The organism is Lewinellaceae bacterium (assembly GCA_020636105.1).
In the GTDB taxonomy this organism is placed as follows: domain Bacteria; phylum Bacteroidota; class Bacteroidia; order Chitinophagales; family Saprospiraceae; genus BCD1.
The window spans coordinates 1,462,475-1,481,517 of the sequence record JACJYL010000001.1; the positions used below are offsets into that span (position 1 = coordinate 1,462,475).

Below are 19,043 nucleotides of genomic sequence, written 5' to 3' on the forward strand. Positions count from 1 at the left end.
CATGGCTGAATACACTCAACCTGTCACGCTCGAAGACGTTGACCGTAATTTTGAACAGATCAAACCCTTAATGAACCAGACAGAAGCCTTTTACGAAAGCGGGCGCTGCCTGTTTTGTTATGATGCTCCCTGCGTTAAAGCGTGCCCCACGGGCATCGATATTCCTCTTTTCATCAAACAGATTAACACCCACAATCTCAATGGATCTGCCAAAACTATTTACAGCGCTAATTACTTTGGAAATACATGTGGAAAAGTTTGCCCCACAGAAGTGTTATGCGAAGGGGCTTGTGTATTCAACGAGCAAAATGTAAAACCCATTGAGATCGGGCGTTTGCAGTCCTACGCTACCACACAGGCTATAAAAAAGGCCATGCCGCTCCATAAAAAGAACAGCCCTAATCATAAAAAGATAGCCATCATCGGTGCCGGGCCGGCAGGCATTTCCTGTGCTTGTGAATTGAGGTCACTGGGTTATGCTGTAGATATCTTTGAAGCACAAAACCTTCCATCAGGTCTTATCGTCCATGGAGTGGCCCCCTACAAAATCAACAATAACGATGCACTGGAAGAGGTAGATTACCTGCAAAAACAATTTGGGTTTAAGATCAAATTTAATGCCCCAGTCACCACCAAAGAACAACTTTTAGTCCTGGAAACGGAATACGATGCCATTTTCCTGGGCATTGGCCTGGGGAAAACAGCCTCTCTCCTGATCGACGGAGAGGAACTCGAACATTGTATCGGGGCAACGGAATTCATACAACAGGTAAAATTATCCCCGCTAAAAACCCATGTTGGCAAAAAGGTGGTGGTCATCGGTGGCGGAAATACGGCCATGGATGCAGCCTCCGAATGTGCCCGCCTTGGCGCAGAAGAAGTTACCCTGGCCTACCGGCGCTCCAGGGAAGAAAAAGGAGCCTATGATTTTGAATACGACCTCGCCAAAGGTGTGGGGGTGAAGGGCCTTTTTAACGTTTCTCCGGTGGCCATACTGGGAGAGGGCAAAGTGGAGAAGGTACGCTTTGTGAGAACCAAAGTTGAGAATGGAAGGGTAATCACGCTTCCTGACAGTGAATTTGAAATCGAATGCGATATGACCATTCGTGCCACAGGGCAATCCAAAATGATTGAATTACTGGAACGGATCGAAGGCCTGGAACTCGATCGAAAAGGCAATATCATTACCCACCCGGAAACATTTCAAACAGGTCACCCAAAATACTTTGCGGCAGGGGACGCCGTCAACGGTGGCGCGGAGGTCGTGAATGCAGCAGCGGAAGGGAAAAAAGCCGCACAAGGCATCCACAAACTACTTTCCTGAAAGGAAATCAATTTTTTATGTTGAGAATTAATTTGTATATTGTTTTTTTAAATTAGCCAAGCCCGGTAAATAATTTAACTTTCAATTGATTTTCATTTACACGAAAATTAATTGTTACTCTTTTCAATAAAACACGTCTACATTTACAAATATACTTTTGGCTATTTACATTCCTTTGAGCCGGACCTCATGGTCCTTTAATCCTTATTTTGTTTTACTCTAAACCTATTTTTTGAACATGAAAAAATTATACTTTTTAGCGATTTTCCTGCTGGCCATTAACATTTCTTCCCAGGCACAGGATAAATGGGAAGCTGGCATTTTCCTGGGAGGGTCTTCTTATTTCGGTGACCTGGTCCATTCCGATTTTTTCCCGTATCTTGATCAAACCCGTTTCGCCTACGGGGCCAATGTACGTTATTCCTTCCTGCCTGTTTTTTCGGCTCAATTGAATTTTCTGCATTCAGGACTCAAGGGAGATGATGCCATCCGTGCCGACAAAGGATATGAGGTGCCCAACAGAAATATAAGTTTCACTTCCGGGGTCAACCAGATTGGATTATTATTTAGATATGAACCCCTCGCCAACAAGCGTTACGCCGACGGGGCATTTAAGCGATTGATCTCACCTTATATTACCGCTGGAGTAGCCTACGACTTCATGAAAGTGGAGGCCGATTATTCAAAAGCGGCAGGGGGTTATGTCGCGTTGGGCCAGCAGGATCAGACGGCTCTTAATGATAAAAATTCCCATTTAAATTTACCCATTGGCGGCGGTATTCGCTTTGATCTGAATGAAAAAGTGGGCCTTGATCTTGGATTTACCGTAAACAGGGCCTCTTCGGATTTGCTGGACGGGGTCAGCCTCAGCGGCAACCCGGACAACAATGACTGGTACCTGGCAGGAGGTTTAACCCTTGCCATGAAACTGAGCGGCAAAAAAGATACGGATAAAGATGGGATTGCCGATAAAGATGATGCCTGTCCGGATATGGCTGGAACCGCTGGTACTAAAGGTTGTCCGGATACTGACGGAGACGGAGTCGCCGATAAAGACGACAACTGTCCATTGGAAAAAGGTATCCTATTTGGTTGCCCGGATTCCGATAATGACGGCATATCCGATAAAGATGAAGGATTGATGGGGACTGACCCTAAAAATCCGGATACGGATAGCGATGGGATCATGGACGGAAAGGAAAACCTCAACGGGAATGCAACGGTTGATGCAGGAGAAAGCAATCCCCTTGATGCCTGTGACCCCGATAAAAATAATGCAAACTGTGACTTAGATGGCGACGGTTTAATCAATGCTATCGATCAATGTCCTACGGTCTTTGGAGAAAAATTATTAGAAGGCTGTCCGGATGCGGATGGTGATGGCATTCCTGATAAAGATGATAAATGTCCTAACGAAGTAGGACCGAAAAGCAACAATGGCTGTTCGGAATTACAGGATAATGAAAAAGAAGTGTTGACGGTTGCCATAAAAAATATCCAGTTTGAAACGGCTCAGGCAGTGCTGAAACAGGTTTCTATTCCTGTCCTCAAACAAATTGCGGATATCATGAAAAAATATCCTTATTACTCTCTTAAGATCAGCGGCCATACGGATAACGTGGGAGATCCCAACAAAAACCAAAATCTTTCTGAACTCCGGGCCGAGGCCTGCATGATCTGGTTAAATGCCAATGGAATTGCAAAGTCAAGGATGGAAAGCAAAGGGTACGGGGAAAGCAAACCCATCGCGACCAATAACACGGAAGAAGGCAGAGCTCAAAACAGAAGAGTTGAATTTGATTTGATTATAAAATGATCTTGAAAGCTTTTGCTTTTTAAAAACAAAAGTTGCCCCGAATTCAGTGTCAAATACCTGGATTCGGGGTTTTTTATTTCATAATTTTTGTATTTTGACCTCCAAAACCAAAAACCCAAAAAGCCAGCAGTTCAGGTCTGCCGTTTTTTTTTATCTTTAAATCCTTTGAACACTCCCGACCTGCGGCATGATGTCACTGCGCTCCATTTGAACAATTTGAACAATTTGAACAATCTATACCCCAAAACCAACACTCTTACATTCTTACAAAAAAAATAAACCATGCCAAACCTAACCGCCAACCTCGCAGGAATAAAATCGCCCAATCCTTTTTGGCTGGCCTCGGCCCCACCCACCAATTCCGGTTACCAGATCATGAAAGCCTTTGAAGCCGGCTGGGGAGGAGCTGTCTGGAAAACGTTGGGGATTCCAGTGATCAATGTATCCAGCCGTTACGGAGCGGTCAATTATCGCGACAAACGAATGATGGGATTTAACAATATAGAACTCATCTCCGACAGACCGTTGAGTGATAACCTACGGGAGATGGAAGAAGTCAAAAAGTACTTTCCCAACCATGCAGTTATCGCTTCTTTGATGGTTCAATCGAAAGCGGAATGGCACCAGATCGTCCAGGATGTACAAAATGCGGGGGCGGATGGCATTGAACTCAACTTCGGCTGTCCGCATGGGATGTGTGAGCGGGGCATGGGCTCCGCCGTTGGCCAGGAACCGGAAGTCATCAAAACGCTGGTAGGCTGGGTGATGGAAGTAGCTAAAGTCCCTGTCATCGTAAAACTTACGCCCAATATTACGGATGTTACGCAACCAGCGATGGCTTCCCAGATCGGGGGCGCTGATGCTATCTCTCTTATCAATACCATCCAAAGCCTGGTAGGCGTGGATCTCGACCATTTTGCCCCCTACCCCATTGTGGACGGGAAAAGTACCAATGGCGGTTATTGTGGCCCGGCGGTAAAACCTATTGCCCTGAATATGGTCAAAAACTGCGCCGTCCACCCTGAATTCAAGCTCCCCATTTCCGGCATTGGCGGAATTGAAACCTGGCGTGACGCCGTAGAACACATCATGCTGGGAGCTTCCAATGTACAGGTCTGTACAGCGGTGATGCACTATGGTTTTGGCATCGTCCGCGAAATGATCAGCGGGCTGGAAGAATACATGATCGAAAAGGGATTTGAAACCATTGACGAAATGGTTGGAAAGGCCCTGCCCAACGTTATGGACTGGGAACACCTCAATATGAAATACGAAGTCAAAGCAAAAATTGACTCCACCAAATGCATCGGCTGCGACTTATGTTACATTGCCTGTGAAGACGGTGCCCACCAGGCCATCCGTATTCCGGAACATTCCACCAACCGCATCCCGGAGATCATCGATGAAAATTGCGTGGGATGTAATTTATGCTCACTGGTCTGCCCGGTGGAACAATGCATCACCATGGTCAGAACGGATGATGGCACCGAACATGAAACCTGGAAAGATTATACCTTGAATGGCAAAGCCCCGGAAAGTTTTGACGATGAACGGGCAGGTGGCCGGGGCCATCATATTCCGGCTCCTGCCGATGCGTTAAGGAAAAAGTGACATGGATGATTTAAGCCAATAAGCATGAAAGAAGATGTTCTGGACGAACCTTATGAGGAAAAAGATTTTAAATATGCAAAACGATCCTTTCGGTTATTCCTTTGGACTTTAGGAATTTTTGGCCTGCTCTTCCTCTTTACATTATTCCCATTATCATGGATTGGCCGATTACCGGAATTGGGTCGGGATCTTTTGTTTGGCTTTCCTGTTTTTATCATGCTGATCACCAGTGCAGGAGGGTTTAAGCAGGCGATAGTAAGCCTGAGTAAAAAGGAACCGTGGCAATACCAAAAAATCGTTGGCCTGATCGGTAACGCTATTTTCATCCTGTTATTTATCCTTATGATCCTCTCCAATGTATTGGAAGTGCTGGCAGTCATGTCCTAAGATGTGTTGTTTTAAAAATGAATGCCCGAAACCTCCAATAGATTTTTTATATTTGAACGCTATGATTTCCGCTTCTTATAAAAAAAAGAATCAAAACAAATCAATATCACCCAACATGAAAGAAGCTACTCAGTTCCTCGGCATCGTTCCGGTCTTACCGTCAGAAGATATTTCACGAGATGTTATCTGGTATAAAAAACATCTTGGTTTCGAATGTCTTTTCAACGATGGAATGTATGCCATCCTCAAAAGAGACCTCCTATTCATCCATCTTCAATGGCATTCCGGCACCAAAGAGGATCCGGTTAATGGGGGCACCGTGATTCGCATCTTTGTAAAAAAAATCCACCCTTTATTTCAGGAATTTGTAATAAAGGGAAGCATTGATGAAGACAAACTTCGCCTTGAAACGGCCTGGAACACCAATGAGTTTGGCCTTTTTGATTTGAATAATAATGCCATTTTTTTTGTAGAAAATATTGACTTGAAAATTTAGCCCTGTGTAACAAAAAAATAGACAAAAAAAGATGACACCTTTAAGCAAAGCCTATTTGCAAAAAAGTGTCACCTGGCGGAAAAAATAAATTTTATTATCAGGGTTGTTTTATGAATTTATAAGCCCCGATGTTTGTCACCAACACATAACATCCCACAGGTAAACCGGCTACATCGATCACATGACCGGCATGCTGTTGGTCAACTGATTTTACATAGGCACTTAAATCCTGGTTCAGCATATTAAAAACCTTGAAATAGGTGATTTTTTCTGAAGACTCGGCAATATTAATTTGAGCAGAACCGGCATTGAATGACATCATGCTTGTTGTACCGGTACTGCTGCTGGAGGGTATCTTAACCTTCGAGATTGCTGAATAGACAAAATTTCCATCAGAATTAACCTGTTTCAACCGGTAGTAGGTTATCCTTGAAAAAGGATTGGCATCATTGAGGATATAATTGGTTGCCCCTCCTGTCGGACTGGCTTCCGGGGTTATTGAGCCTACGATCTCCCAATTTACACCCTCCGCAGAATGCTGTATTTCGTAATAATCAATTTCAGTTTCAAAATCAGCAGACCAACTACATTCAACATATCCACCGCCGGCAGCATTGCCATACTTGTATTGATAGTTTGGAGGCAGAAGAAAGGGCAATAAATATGGATTGATGGTTCCTGCATAACAACCAAATGTATTATGCAATGCATCGGCCACCTTGTTCCAGCCATTGATATCATTCCTGAGTCTCATCTTTTCCTGCTCCATATGGATGAACCTTCCATCTGTTAAAGTCGCATTGTCTTCACAAATATCCACGCTGGAATTGATTAACCTCCCCTGGGTATTGGTAAAACCAATGAGCCTGTCCCACATAAGATCCTGATGTGCAATTTTGAAAGTGAGCACCGGATCGATAGCATTTAATTCATCCGCCAAAATATCGATATAATCTACTGCTGGCGTTACTCTTGTTCCATTGCTAAGAATCACATAAGGGTCACTTACTTTTTTACCAAAAGCATGTAAGGAAATAAAATAAGAATCACTGAAATGAGTAAACAACTTACCGGTGGTAGCCTGAAAAACAGAAGTGGTGGTATGCCCCATATCCGACATTTTATGAGGAACTAATGCCCCCTGTCCGGGAATTTCATTGCAGGATTGGGTCAATCCGTCACAAGAGGATTCCTGAACCCTGTTGCAGCGGTGAGCTCCTGACATCTGGAAGAACATGGCTTTAATTTCACGGAATACATGGATTCCTTCCTTGTCGGTTCTGAAATCGAAAATGGGGTGAGGCACCTGGATTACAATCCGGTTGCAATAATAGGGGTTAAATATATACGTTCCCCAATAATTGGTTCCCGCATTCCGCAACATAAAATAGACATCCCCCTGGTCATCCGTAAATTCTACCAATTCATAATCAAGTCCCGCTGCAATCTGAGCAGCTCCATCATAATCCTTATCAAACAACAACGTCAGAACATTATTCCATTGATCTAACTGTTCGTCTGTTGGGTCCTGATACTCCCCCCCTTCAATACCCGGCATATCATTGGAGACATCTACAACTTCATCAAAAATATCGCCTGCTTCAATAATGACCTGTGCCTTTACCAGGGAACCTGTCAACAGTGCCATTACAAATACGATTAAAAAAAATGTTCTTAACAAAATGTTCGGTGTTTTTCCTGTACCTTTTTCCATGATTAGTTTATAATTTTTGTTTAATGATGAGACAAATTTAAGGCGGAGAGTAAGGCAGGAAAAGCCCAAATTGATAGATGGATGGTTTCGGTTGATGGATGGTAAGCAGCAGAAAATAGTAAGATCGGAAGTATTGTTTTAGTGGATAAAAAATGGTGATTCCGAAAAAAATCAAACCGGACTTTAACCCTATTGGCTAAAGTCCGGCTGAATTCAGATCATCACAATGCTCCCATACAATGAATTTATGTCGGTTTAGAAATGATCCTTAAAAAACACGGATAGCACGAATGTTTATGGTAAATGTTTTAGCAATGCCTATTTGACTACCTCCACTAAAATCCTGGAACCACTGAAAACTATCGTTTTGAGGCGTGACGCTCCAGTAGTAATCATTCAGAAATCCTCCGATCTGTGTTTTGGACAGAAACATCAAATTAAGTTCATATTTTGTAGGAATTCTCCAGTCCTTGAAATTTTTCCCGATGGTGTTGTGACTGGCGGGATCGCTAACCTTATTTTGTGCTTCATAATAAGTGGCAACACCCTGATCCTGTGTTGCCGCAACAAGCCCATGTTTACCATTCGGAGTCACATAAAACACATAACCTCCCAATTCAGGATGCAACCCTATGGTATAAGTCGGCTCCCTGTCCACCCAGCTGTAATGACCTGAGCCATCGGTGACAAGCACCTGACCATTGGTTCCTCCCACTGGCAATTCTATTTCGTTGGTGGGATCGGCATCTGCGTCATTTACTGCATCCGTAAAAGTTCCTCCACCTTTTGAAAGAGTGACCAGATTACCGGATTTGCTGATGGTTTGCAATTCATTGCTGGCACTCCAATCGCCATCCGCTATTACGTGTGCATTGGCGGTTGCCAAAGCAGTTGCCGCATCTGAAGCGGCCTGGCTTGCCTTGGCCAGGGCAGTGGCGACTTCAGCAGATTCATCAAGACTACTGAGATCAATAACATGAGTGGTCCCGGCCTCCGTAATTCTTAAATAAGTACCGTTGAAATTGGTTCCGGTTATAAGCTCATTGGTTGGACTCATATCGCCATCTGCCGCAACGTGTGCATTGATCAGGTTCTTGATCGTCAAAAGGACTACGTCAACATAATTTTTCGTGGCAGCATCCTGCATATCAACGGGATCCTTGAGGTTTTTGATGCTATTCTTACTCATCCATAAATCTCCGCCGGCCAATAAACGCATCCGCTCCATGTAATTGGTTTTGAATACCAGGTCATTGGCATCCACAGTGCCCAGGAATTGGTATAGTGAGTTTACCCCGTCGTTGCCATTGGTTTTCCAATAAGGACCGGCAAGTTTTTCGGTCGGGTTATCCCCCACCAGTACTCCGGCAGTAGCAGCATGAAAGGCGTAAGGAACCGTCAGCAACCTGGTGGTAGCTAACGAAACAAATTCGTCATTTTGATCCTGAGCCAGGGCAATATCCATCCAGACTTCGCTATTGCCCCATGGAATTTGATCGAATTCACCGATTCCCGCCAATCCTTCTCCAATGACAATATTGAACAGGCCCAATGGGCTGGTGGTCACGTCATGTATCTCACTGTACAATAATTTCCCTTCAGGCTTATCGGCCAGAAGAGAGATCTTTAAACTAATAGCCTGATCGGCCAATACCAAACCTTTGGCATCCCTGGCCATCGCCTGGTAGTTAATTCCCCGGGGAACATTTTGGGCAGATAACATGGCGAGTATCAAAAGACTAAATCCCAAAACAGATATTATTTTTTTCATAATTTCTGGCTTTTTTTAAAATTGGAAATCAAATTTTAAGTAAAAAAATCGGGCAAAATTCACTCCGCGGTAGCTTTCAAAATTTTAATGTTGACATCCACTTCTCCCTGCCTGGCCCAAAGCCTGACAATGTATAATCCGTCCGGGAGTTGTTCCATGTCCAACCTCCACTGTTGAACGCCGGCAGGAAAAGATGTTGTTAGCATCAATTTGCCGGTAAAATCTAAAACGCTGATGTACCCGACACCTTCAATCGGGCGATTCAATGTCAAATTCAGGTAATTCCCCGCCGGAATTGGAAAGGCGGCCAATTCAAAGGTTTCACTTTGGGAAAAAAGATCGGGATGAGTGTCGGAAAGATTTTGTTGATCCGCAAAAATTCCGGGTTGAATAACCCCCTCTGTCAGCAGGCCGAATAGGGTTGAATGATACCCGATACAAGGCTCACCCACTGACCATTCCAACTGGAATTCACTTCCTGAAACATTCCCACCGTTTGTTCCCGCAAGACGCAAATCGACAGATTGGGCCGTTATAGAACAAACCGTATAAATGCTCAAGGAAAGCATAATAAAATACTTCATATGATCACATTTTAGGATTAAAAAATCAATTTTTCCTAACCATGTCAATTGAGGTATCCTAAAGAATATTGAACCTTTGTGAAGGGGAGGGTAATAGGGTAGTCAATGAGATATTCAGACTTATGAAAATGCCATGAACCAGGCATTTGCTTTTGAATTGTCGTGATTGGAAAGATTGGTAACAATCTCTAATAAGCCGATAATGTCAGAAAAAATTATCTGCAAAAAACTGACCAAGATCACTGTTTTGATATGATTTTTATCACCTGTTTTGACAACAAGCAAAAGTATCACTTCCTTTGGAAAATTTTGCTATTTGAGTATCAGGGACATGATATTCAGGAATTCGTCTTTTTTCCCTCTGGAGATGCTCACCATATCGTCATTATTCATGATAATGTAACCGCCGTCAGATCTGACAAATCTTTTCACTTCTTTTAAATTGATCAAAAAGCTGTTGTGGACCCTCATAAAACGCTGATCTGCAAGCAAGGTCTCATATTCTTTCAGGTGTTTACTGACCAAAACGGGCGGGCTGTTTTTCAGGACAAAGGTGGTGTAGGATCCGTTGGCCTTGCAATATATGATCTGTTCCACATCGACAAATTCAATCCCGTCTGCTGTAGCCAGACAAATTTTATTCAACTCGGGTTGCTGTTTCAAATTGTTGAGCAGGGTCTCCAGCTGTTGTTTGTAAATTTCCTGGTTCTTCCTTTTTCTGGCCTTGTCAACTGCTTGTTGTAATTCTTCAACATCAATGGGTTTGAGCAGGTAATCCAGGGAACTGAATTTCACAGCCTTGATCGCATATTGCTCAAAGGCTGTAGTAAAAATGACATCAAAATTCAGATCTTTGAGTTGAGTCAGCACATCAAATCCTGTTCCCGGCTGGAGCTCAATGTCAAGAAAAACAAGATCAGGTAATGCGGCAGAAATGATGGAAAGGGCTTCCTTGACGGAACCCGCCATCCCGACAACTTCAACATCCGAACAAAATTCCTGCACCAGGTTCTTTAATGTTTCCCTGCTGTGCATTTCATCATCCACTATAACGGCTTTTAAACTCATGGTCTGTAATTTTTAATCTAATGGAATTTTAATGATCACCCTTGTCCCCAAAGCATTGCCCTGATCATCTTTTTTATCTATAATCTCAATGTTTTTCATATTTCTTTGGCTGAGGGCCTGCAATCGCTTCTCGGTAACTTCAATGCCCCTGGATTTCCTGGAAGATTTTAATATGGAATGTTCGCTGGAAGCTGCGTGTCTGCCGACCCCGTTGTCCTCCACCTCACAAACAAGTTGGTTGTTCACTTGCCGAAAACGTATGTTTAATATTTTATCCGCTCCCTGTTTATTCAATAAACCATGAATAATGGCGTTCTCGACAAAAGGTTGCACGATCAAAGCCGGCACCTCCACCGCATCCACATCCAATGCATCATCCACCTGTATGTCGTATTTGAAAGTTCCGTCAAATCGCAGGGATTCCAGTTCCAGGTAGGTGTCCAGTGTTTTTATTTCTTCAGACAGGACAACAGTCGTTTCAATGGAACTTTCCAGCAAATTTCTCATCAGTCGGCTGAATTTAGTCAGGTAATTCAGTGCGGAAGCTTTATTGTTCATACTGATCAGGTGTTGAATGGAGCTCAGCGAATTAAAAATGAAATGTGGATTCATCTGCGCCCTCAGAGCACTCAATTTGTTATCAAATGCCTCTTTTTTGATCATTATCTTTTCTTCGTTATCCTTTTTGAATTTATAACTCAGCCCAAGCCCGAACAACAGCAATTCAAGGGTACAGCCCAAAATCATATAATTATTATTGTTGGTAAACAACATCCCAAGGGATCCTGCCGTAAACGAAAGAGAACCGACGATAATAAAATACACCAGTAAATTTTTGGCATAAATAAAAAGATAAACAACCCCGCCTACCGCAAAAAACGACATGACTAACCGGTGAATGTTTATGACCGAATGCTGGCCTTCAAAATAAAAATTATAAACGAAAATCCCATCCAGTACCGTTGACACCATTAAAAACACCGCCAGTACATTGATGGCTAAGTCCAGTTTGGGATAATTTATTTTGGTCTGTAAATAATACTTGGCAAAAAGGATATAGGTCAGGTTGATAAAATACTGCAATTGATAATGCAAACCTGTGCCAAACAATCCATAATTCCGGTATAGATAATCGTAAATCCTAAACCCACTGAATCCAAGGTACATCAGGAGACAAAGGATATACAGGGCATAAAACAAATAATCCGGTCTCCACGAACTCAAATAGAGGATCAGGGTAAAAATAAAAATAAGGACAAATGCCCCAATGAACAAATATCTTGGAGCGAGAAAAAGAAAGTCGTCCCAGGAATAGTAGTTGGCCTTGAGGTTAAAATCTTGTGCCGAGATCAGTGAACATTTGAATTCGTTTATTTTTTGATGGTACCGGTATCTTTTTAGCTTTAGAAACAGAAACCGCCCGTCTATCAGATCGGATTCTTTAAAGAAGACCCCAGTGCTTTCATGATCCTCTCCCTTAATACTTAAAGGGGTGAGCCTACCATATTCCTTTGGGGAAATCCCTTCCTCACTTTGAAGAAAACAGGTGGCCAGGTCAAAATTCCCTGTATAAAAAAACCACAGGCTGTCTTCCCCTATCAGAGGAATCAGTGATTCAAAATCTGCTTTTATCCAGTAATTTTCTTTGGGTTGGGTACGCCCGGGAAAGCTATCCAGTGGATAAAATGTAACGCCCTGCTCCATGACCTGACGGATCGTCAGGGAGTCGTCCGTCGTTTTTAACATTAAAAAAGGAACCAGGGTCTCCCGGATAGCAGAAGTAGATTGCGCCTTACTGGCAAAGGGCAAAAGGATTGTTAAAAGTAAAAGGTGAAAAATGTATTTCTGATCTTTTGGCATCGTTTAGCTTAAGTTAGGTAATCTAAGGACGATACTTTCACTTTTTAATCCTGCACTCTCTTTCTTAAAGATCTTTTTTTCGATGCCGTACCCCTTCGCGGTATTGAGTAAATCAATTTGATCCTGCCACTGTATCATGCGTTCCCTGTATTCCGGGGTGTACTTTCTGTCCATCACAATGTTGGAATCATAGGTATAGGAAATATCGACCAATACAGCATCCGATTCAATACTGAAAACCGTTCTCATGACACAATTCGAATATTGGTTACAGGTAATTTCCTCGATGATATTTTCAAACAAAGTCTGCAGGATGAAGGAAGGAATACAGGCTTCCATTCCCTTCTTTCTATCGTCTGTTTCAATTTCATATTCAAACTGGTCGTTGTACCTCAGTTTTTGCAGTTTTAAATAGGCGTTCAGCATATCGATTTCATCTTTCAGTCCCACGGTTTCCTTATCAAGGTGCTTGAGATAAAATCGGATCAGTTTACTGAAAACGGAAAAATAACCCAGGGCTAATTTTTTATTGCCTGAGGTGATGAAAAACTGGATGGCATTCAGGGCATTAAAAACAAAGTGGGGGTTCATTTGCGAATTGAAGGCTTTTAGTTTCAATTCAATCATTTCCTGTTTTATTTTTAAAAGATTTTCCTGTTTTTCCATCAACAACTTATCTGCCCTCACCTTATTGATCTTAATGGCACAAATGGAAGCAATGGCCGTAAGCATCTTCAAATGCTGTGAAGTAAAAAAGTCTTTTTCCGGATGCTCACAATCGATCACCCCATAAACCATTTCATCGGTAGCGATGGGAACCGTAATTTCGGAAAGCCTGACTTCATCATCCACAATGTATCGGGGATCTTTCGAGGTATCGGGGATCATTTCGGCTGTTCCGGTCATGGCAACGGTGCCTGATATTCCCTTGCCCAAAGTAATTCTGACGGGATTATAAACACTCCTGTCTTTTGGATTTTTAGGACCATAAGCCGCCTTTTGGATCAGGCATTCGTGTTCATGGTCAACCAAATAAATAACACAATCGACAAAGCCCAGTTTAGATATGCAATTTTTGGCCAGATCCCATAAAATATCTTCTTCCGTATCATTACCAATAAATGTTTTTGAAAAATAGATCAGGATGTCTTCAAACTCCTCCATATTTATAGGCTGCCGTTTCTGAGAATTATTTGCGCTCATGAGCCTGAATTGTGCTTTTGAAAAATAGGTCCGTAACGTTTTCCTTAGGAAAAGATCGGTAACAAAAAACATAATACAACCACAAAGTTAACCTTTGCAGCTGTATTATGAAAAAATGTTCTTATCGGGATAAGCGCCTCCCCCGTGAGGAGTCGGGGAAGGACTCTCCCTTTTCAACGACTATTTATAACATAATTCATAGGTGTAATCACAACTGCCACATGGATTCACCGGTGATTTTTTGCAAAAAATATGGACAGCCACCACATCTTCCCACTCACCGGACAATTTCTGGAATTGTGGCTGTGCAGGAGCCGCACCCAGTTCGTAGTCCTGGAAAATACCTACAGGGCCTTCGATCTCCACTTTCATATCATGGGCACCTGTCAAGTTGATTTCCAGGTCAATATCTCTTTTGGAGGCAGCCTGCCACAGGGTTACTTTTTCCCAAAGGCAATCAGCATCCTGGTCTGGTTCGCTCTTGACATCACCGTTCATACAAACGGTCCCTGCAGAAAGCCAGCTGGAGGCATTAAAGCCATTGTCTGTATCTGTTGGAACGTACACCGCCTGGAAAATGAGATGGCTGTTACCTGAAGCCGGAGGAAAAAGCACTTTGGCTTTCATGGCCACCAGTTGGGGGTATTCCTCACTCATGGCCTCTCCCGGCTGTATCAGACGTTCGAATTTTCTTGTGTTTCCGGTTGCATCTGCAACGACCTCTACATTGATCACTATCGGGGCATCACTTGACGATTGCATGTTGACGACGGCATTACTTGGTTTTGCCGGTGCCAGCAGCGTGGTATAAGCCTCTCCCAGATCAAAGGTCTTTGTTGTTGAAGAGGTCTGCAGGGTGTCGTCGATGGCAGGATCTTTTTCACAATTGGTAAAGAAGAAAACCATCAAAGTAAATACAGGGATTAAAAAGAATGATTTTGAATAGTTCATGACATTAATTTTTTTAAGTTGAAAATTATTTTTTAATTATTTGATGATGCAAACTTAAGGCTGGAAACATCGCAAGTAAAGCGCTGATTGATGGATGGTCCATTCCAATTGATGAATGGTAAGTCTTATTTGAATTTTAAAATACGAGCGTTCAAAAGTTAAATAAACAGGCCTCCCGGAGCCTTTTTATCACACAACCATCGTTATTACCACAGGTACGCCTTAGATTTGCTATAAGAGCAGCACCCTTTTTTAATAACCAATTCAACAACAAACAATGGATCAATTTATGCAAGCAGCCATAGACGAAGCAAAAAAAGGATTAGCCGAGGGAGGGATTCCTATAGGCAGTGTTTTGGTACACAACGGCAAAATCATCGGCAGGGGCCACAACCGCCGCGTACAAAAAGGCAGCTGCATCCTACATGGAGAAATGGATGCCCTGGAAAATGCCGGCCGATTGCCCGCTTCGGTATATCGGGAATGTACCATTTACACTACCTTATCGCCTTGTTCCATGTGCTCGGGAGCCATTTTGTTGTATGGCATTCCCAAAGTGGTGATCGGGGAAAATCAGACTTTTGTAGGGGAAGAAAAATTGCTGGAAGACCGTGGACTGGAAATCGTTGTGTTAAACGACCCACAGTGTATAGAAATGATGAAATCCTTTATCCGGGATAGACCGGAGTTGTGGCATGAGGATATTGGGGTTTGACTTTTTGATGGTATGATTATTTGATGCGGGGATGCGGGGATGCGGGGATGCTTTTGGAACAGATGTCAGGGATTGTTCATTTAACTGTATCTGGAAGTCTATAAATCCTTGATAATCAATAACAATTTGAACCTGCCTCCTGATGTTGTCAGGCAGGCTTTGAACCTGGAACTTTGAACAGTCCGGTTAACTTAAAGTGCTAATATTCAGTTTTTTATCAAAATCGATGACCAATTTACAAGAATCTACCTCCGGATGATTCAGTAACCATTTGGCCAACGGGCTTATCAGTACCTGGTCAATGGCCCTCTGTAAGGGCCTGGCTCCAAATTTTTCATCAAAACCCACCCTGGACAGGTGATCGATCAGTTTGTCTGTGAAATGAAGCTCCAGCTTTCTTTTGACAAAACCATCCCTGGAGTTCAACTCACCCAGTTCCTTAAGGGTGATCTGCCGAATGGCTTCCCGGGAAAGGGGCTTGAATAAAACGATTGAATCGATACGATTAATAAACTCGGGCTTGAAGAATTTGCTGATGGCCGAAGTGTATTTGCTGTCCTCTCCCATTGTTTTGTTAAAGGCCATCATGGTCCTCTCCGAGGCGCCCACATTGGAGGCCATGATGATGATGGTATTCCGGAAATTGGTCACCCGACCGAAGGCATCCACGAGCAATCCTTCGTCCAGCAAAGTCAGTAAGGCATCAAAAATAGCAGGATGCGCCTTTTCGATTTCATCAAACAACACCACTGCAAAAGGTTTCTCCCGAACTTCCTTGACCAACTGCCCGACTTCCCTACCCGATCCAACGAGGCGCGCCAACTGCCCGGGATGTTGAAATTCACTCATATCAATCCGGATCAGCGGTTGTTTCTTTTGGCCTTGCCCGAAGAAATAACCGGCCAGGACTTTAGCGGAAGCCGTTTTTCCCACCCCGGTAGGTCCTGCAAACAACAAGGTCTGGATAGGCTTACGGGGGTCGTTGAGCCGTGCTTTGAATATTTTAACGAGACTGCTCAGCTTTTCCACAGCATCTTCCTGTCCGATGATCCGTGAACTGAAATAACGCTCCAGCGCCGCCGGGTCAAGCATCATTTCATCCCTGAGGAAAAGCGCCGGCAATCCGGTCTGGTCAATGAATTGTTGGATGACCACTTCGCTGTCCACGATTTTTTTTTGATGGTACTGCACTTCGTTGACACACTTGCTCAAAAACTTGATTCCTTTACCCGGAAAATGCTCATAAGGAATGTAGCGTTTCAATAACCGGAAGCTCAGGTTGAGGGCATCCTGGTTGATGACCACGCCCAGTCGGGTGGCACTGTGATCCGTAAATTTAGATAGTATTTTGTGGACCTGATCCTCGGCCAGGTCATTGATGGGGAGCGTCCTGAACGACTGCACAAAACCCGGAAGCAATTGCCGCATTTTATCCAGCTCCCTTACGGTCACCTCCCCAATAATTTGTATTTTTCGTTGTTCCATAAAGGGCAAAAAGAAGGCCGCCACGCTACTCTCTGCACTTTCTCCCCCGCTCGACAACAATTGCATAATATTTTCCACCCATAAAATCCCGTTGTCGATACTGAGTTCCTCCACCAATGTCTCACAGGTTTCCTGCCAGTCGCCCAGGTACTTAGCAGAAGAAGTGATTCGGTCTGGCAACATATTCCAGAAGTTAAATCCAATATCCTGTTTTTTGTTGTTGTTCTTTATGGTTCGGATGGCCGCTCTCAGCACGGCGCTTTTTCCGGCCCCCGGCTCTCCGACCAGCAATACATTGGCACGCGAGCTAATGAGTTCATTTACGAGGTCCGCCACTTCTCTTTCCCGCTCCCAGGCAGCATCAGGAAAAAGACTTTTACGCTTTTTGGTATTTTGTGGATTAGGATATTCTTCTGCCAGTTTGGGTAAAACAGTAAAAGTCTTATTGTAATTAAAGGCTCCCCAGTCAGGCTCCCTGTCGAGATTAACTTTCAGGCTGACCATTTCCAGTTTGGGGGTGGAATAGGTTAACATTCTGAAAATCTTTTCCGGTTCCAATTGTCCGAGTACGTGTGTGGCGAAATGCTGCGCAAGGGTGACCAGCTGATCCTTACGGTAATAACTGAACCTGCGCTGCAATAAAGGCAAATAACACTCAAACCCTGCACCGGAAGTCGATCCGAAAACAATAGGCACGGGCACCCGGTAAGATTTAAACAAAGGGAAAGAGGAATCTTCCGTCTGATAAGAAGGCCGGACGGGAACATAAATAACTTTTAAACGCGGCTGTTCCATTTCGAAAAAGGGATAATCGCCATGTTTTTTATATTCCTTGAATAAATATTTTCCCAGGATGGACTTAACCGTTTCAACATCCTTTTCAATCACACTCAGGCCCGTACCGACCAGTATGCCCAGTACAGCATCGGTTTTGATATCAAAAGTCAGTAAAGGATAGTTGATTATTTCCATTTGTATTCCTTATTCCTCCGGGAGGTGAAAGTAGCGAAAAAAATGAAGATGGAAAATGAAATGAACAGAAATTGCTACTTTTGCAGGGAATGATTGTAGTGTAGCCAAAGTTTGGAAGAAACAAATCGTCCAAATGCATCAGCGCACTTTAGAAAATATAACGGCCATGGTTGAAATAGGAAAAATGAATACCCTCGATATTGTAAAAGAGGTGGATTTTGGATTGTATCTTGATGGCGGGCCAAAGGGGGAAATCCTGTTGCCCAAAAGGTACGTTCCGGAAACTTATGAAATTGGGGGTCCCATTGATGTTTTTATCTATACGGATTCCGAGGATCGCATCATCGCGACTACCGAAAAGCCCCTGGCCATGGTAGGTGACCTGGCTTTTTTGCAGGTCGTTTCCGTCAACCAGATCGGGGCCTTTCTCGACTGGGGGCTGGCCAAAGACCTGCTCGTTCCATTCCGGGAACAACGCGCAAAAATGGTGGTGGGAGAATGGCACATGGTGGCCGTTTACCTGGATGAAGAAAGTGAACGGGTGGCCGCATCTGCCAAGCTCGATGAATTCCTCGACCAGACCCCGGGAAATTTCCATATCGGTCAGGAGGTGAATCTCCAGATCTGGAGCCAGACCCCGATCGGGTTTAAAGTCATTATCAATGACGCACACCTGGGCATGTTGTACAAAGATGAAGTTTTCCAAAAACTGGATCGCGGACAACGCATGACAGGTTATATCAAAAAAGTTCGGGAAGATAATAAAATTGACCTTTCTCTTCAAAGACCAGGTTTGGGTAAAGTCGACCAACTCAGCCACGAGATACTGGAGAAATTAAAAAAAGAAGGCGGTTACCTCGCCATGACAGACAAAAGCCATGCAGAATTGATCTATAGCGTTTTTGGAGAAAGTAAAAAGACCTTCAAAAAAGCCATAGGAGCATTATACAAGCAGCGCCTGATCCTCCTTGAAAAAGACGGGATTAGGCTGGCCTGATAAAATCAGGATGTTCCTGGTGGTAAATTCCGTCTTAATAAAAGCGTAACCTGCCACCAGGAACAAATCCAGTTTCAATATATTTCATT

The 19,043-nt window shown here is 43.5% G+C and carries 15 protein-coding genes; 7 read left to right on the forward strand and 8 right to left on the reverse strand.

The window, feature by feature from the left end:
• Position 1: 1 nt before the first annotated feature.
• The 5 genes from H6571_05385 (at position 2) to H6571_05405 (ending at position 5,634) form a co-directional block, all read left to right on the forward strand.
• Positions 2 to 1,324 (forward strand): FAD-dependent oxidoreductase, encoded by a 1,323-nt coding sequence (locus tag H6571_05385; GenBank protein ID MCB9323158.1) that lies wholly within the window; start codon positions 2 to 4, stop codon positions 1,322 to 1,324.
• A 238-nt stretch (positions 1,325 to 1,562) separates the two neighbouring features.
• Complete coding sequence (locus H6571_05390) at positions 1,563 to 3,140, forward strand: OmpA family protein (GenBank protein ID MCB9323159.1); 1,578 nt, start codon at positions 1,563 to 1,565, stop codon at positions 3,138 to 3,140.
• Between the two features lie 282 nt (positions 3,141 to 3,422).
• Positions 3,423 to 4,751 carry an NAD-dependent dihydropyrimidine dehydrogenase subunit PreA gene (preA, locus tag H6571_05395; protein ID MCB9323160.1) on the forward strand — a complete coding sequence of 443 codons (1,329 nt, stop codon included), beginning with the start codon at positions 3,423 to 3,425 and terminating at the stop codon, positions 4,749 to 4,751.
• Between the two features lie 24 nt (positions 4,752 to 4,775).
• Positions 4,776 to 5,138 (forward strand): hypothetical protein, encoded by a 363-nt coding sequence (locus H6571_05400; GenBank protein ID MCB9323161.1) that lies wholly within the window; start codon positions 4,776 to 4,778, stop codon positions 5,136 to 5,138.
• Between the two features lie 115 nt (positions 5,139 to 5,253).
• On the forward strand, positions 5,254 to 5,634 hold the full coding sequence (locus H6571_05405) for a glyoxalase/bleomycin resistance/extradiol dioxygenase family protein (protein MCB9323162.1): 381 nt from the start codon (positions 5,254 to 5,256) through the stop codon (positions 5,632 to 5,634).
• A 97-nt stretch (positions 5,635 to 5,731) separates the two neighbouring features.
• Here the strand turns inward: H6571_05405 and H6571_05410 are convergent, their stop codons facing one another.
• The 7 genes from H6571_05410 to H6571_05440 form a co-directional block, all read right to left on the reverse strand.
• Positions 5,732 to 7,282 carry a hypothetical protein gene (locus H6571_05410; GenBank protein ID MCB9323163.1) on the reverse strand — a complete coding sequence of 517 codons (1,551 nt, stop codon included), beginning with the start codon at positions 7,280 to 7,282 and terminating at the stop codon, positions 5,732 to 5,734.
• A 334-nt stretch (positions 7,283 to 7,616) separates the two neighbouring features.
• Positions 7,617 to 9,119, reverse strand: a complete 1,503-nt coding sequence (locus H6571_05415) for a DUF1566 domain-containing protein (protein MCB9323164.1) — start codon at positions 9,117 to 9,119, stop codon at positions 7,617 to 7,619.
• Positions 9,120 to 9,178: 59 nt separating this feature from the next.
• Positions 9,179 to 9,703: a T9SS type A sorting domain-containing protein gene (locus H6571_05420; protein ID MCB9323165.1), complete on the reverse strand. Its 525-nt coding sequence runs from the start codon at positions 9,701 to 9,703 to the stop codon at positions 9,179 to 9,181.
• Positions 9,704 to 10,015: 312 nt separating this feature from the next.
• The gene (locus H6571_05425; protein ID MCB9323166.1) at positions 10,016 to 10,771 is read right to left on the reverse strand and encodes a response regulator transcription factor; all 756 of its coding nucleotides are present in this window, start codon (positions 10,769 to 10,771) and stop codon (positions 10,016 to 10,018) included.
• Positions 10,772 to 10,783: 12 nt separating this feature from the next.
• A complete protein-coding gene (locus H6571_05430) occupies positions 10,784 to 12,631 on the reverse strand; it encodes a histidine kinase (GenBank protein MCB9323167.1) in 1,848 nt (615 codons plus the stop codon).
• Between the two features lie 3 nt (positions 12,632 to 12,634).
• Positions 12,635 to 13,834, reverse strand: a complete 1,200-nt coding sequence (locus H6571_05435) for a histidine kinase (protein MCB9323168.1) — start codon at positions 13,832 to 13,834, stop codon at positions 12,635 to 12,637.
• A 180-nt stretch (positions 13,835 to 14,014) separates the two neighbouring features.
• Positions 14,015 to 14,785, reverse strand: coding sequence for a hypothetical protein (locus H6571_05440; GenBank protein MCB9323169.1), 771 nt, complete (start codon positions 14,783 to 14,785; stop codon positions 14,015 to 14,017).
• Between the two features lie 277 nt (positions 14,786 to 15,062).
• Here H6571_05440 and H6571_05445 point away from each other — a divergent pair, with 277 nt between their 5' ends.
• Positions 15,063 to 15,500 (forward strand): nucleoside deaminase, encoded by a 438-nt coding sequence (locus H6571_05445; GenBank protein ID MCB9323170.1) that lies wholly within the window; start codon positions 15,063 to 15,065, stop codon positions 15,498 to 15,500.
• Between the two features lie 186 nt (positions 15,501 to 15,686).
• On the opposite strand, the gene H6571_05450 is transcribed toward H6571_05445, so the two are convergent.
• Positions 15,687 to 17,957, reverse strand: a complete 2,271-nt coding sequence (locus H6571_05450; GenBank protein ID MCB9323171.1) for an ATP-dependent Clp protease ATP-binding subunit — start codon at positions 17,955 to 17,957, stop codon at positions 15,687 to 15,689.
• A gap of 166 nt (positions 17,958 to 18,123) precedes the next feature.
• Here H6571_05450 and H6571_05455 point away from each other — a divergent pair, with 166 nt between their 5' ends.
• The gene (locus H6571_05455) at positions 18,124 to 18,954 is read left to right on the forward strand and encodes a GntR family transcriptional regulator (GenBank protein ID MCB9323172.1); all 831 of its coding nucleotides are present in this window, start codon (positions 18,124 to 18,126) and stop codon (positions 18,952 to 18,954) included.
• Positions 18,955 to 19,043: the final 89 nt, after the last annotated feature.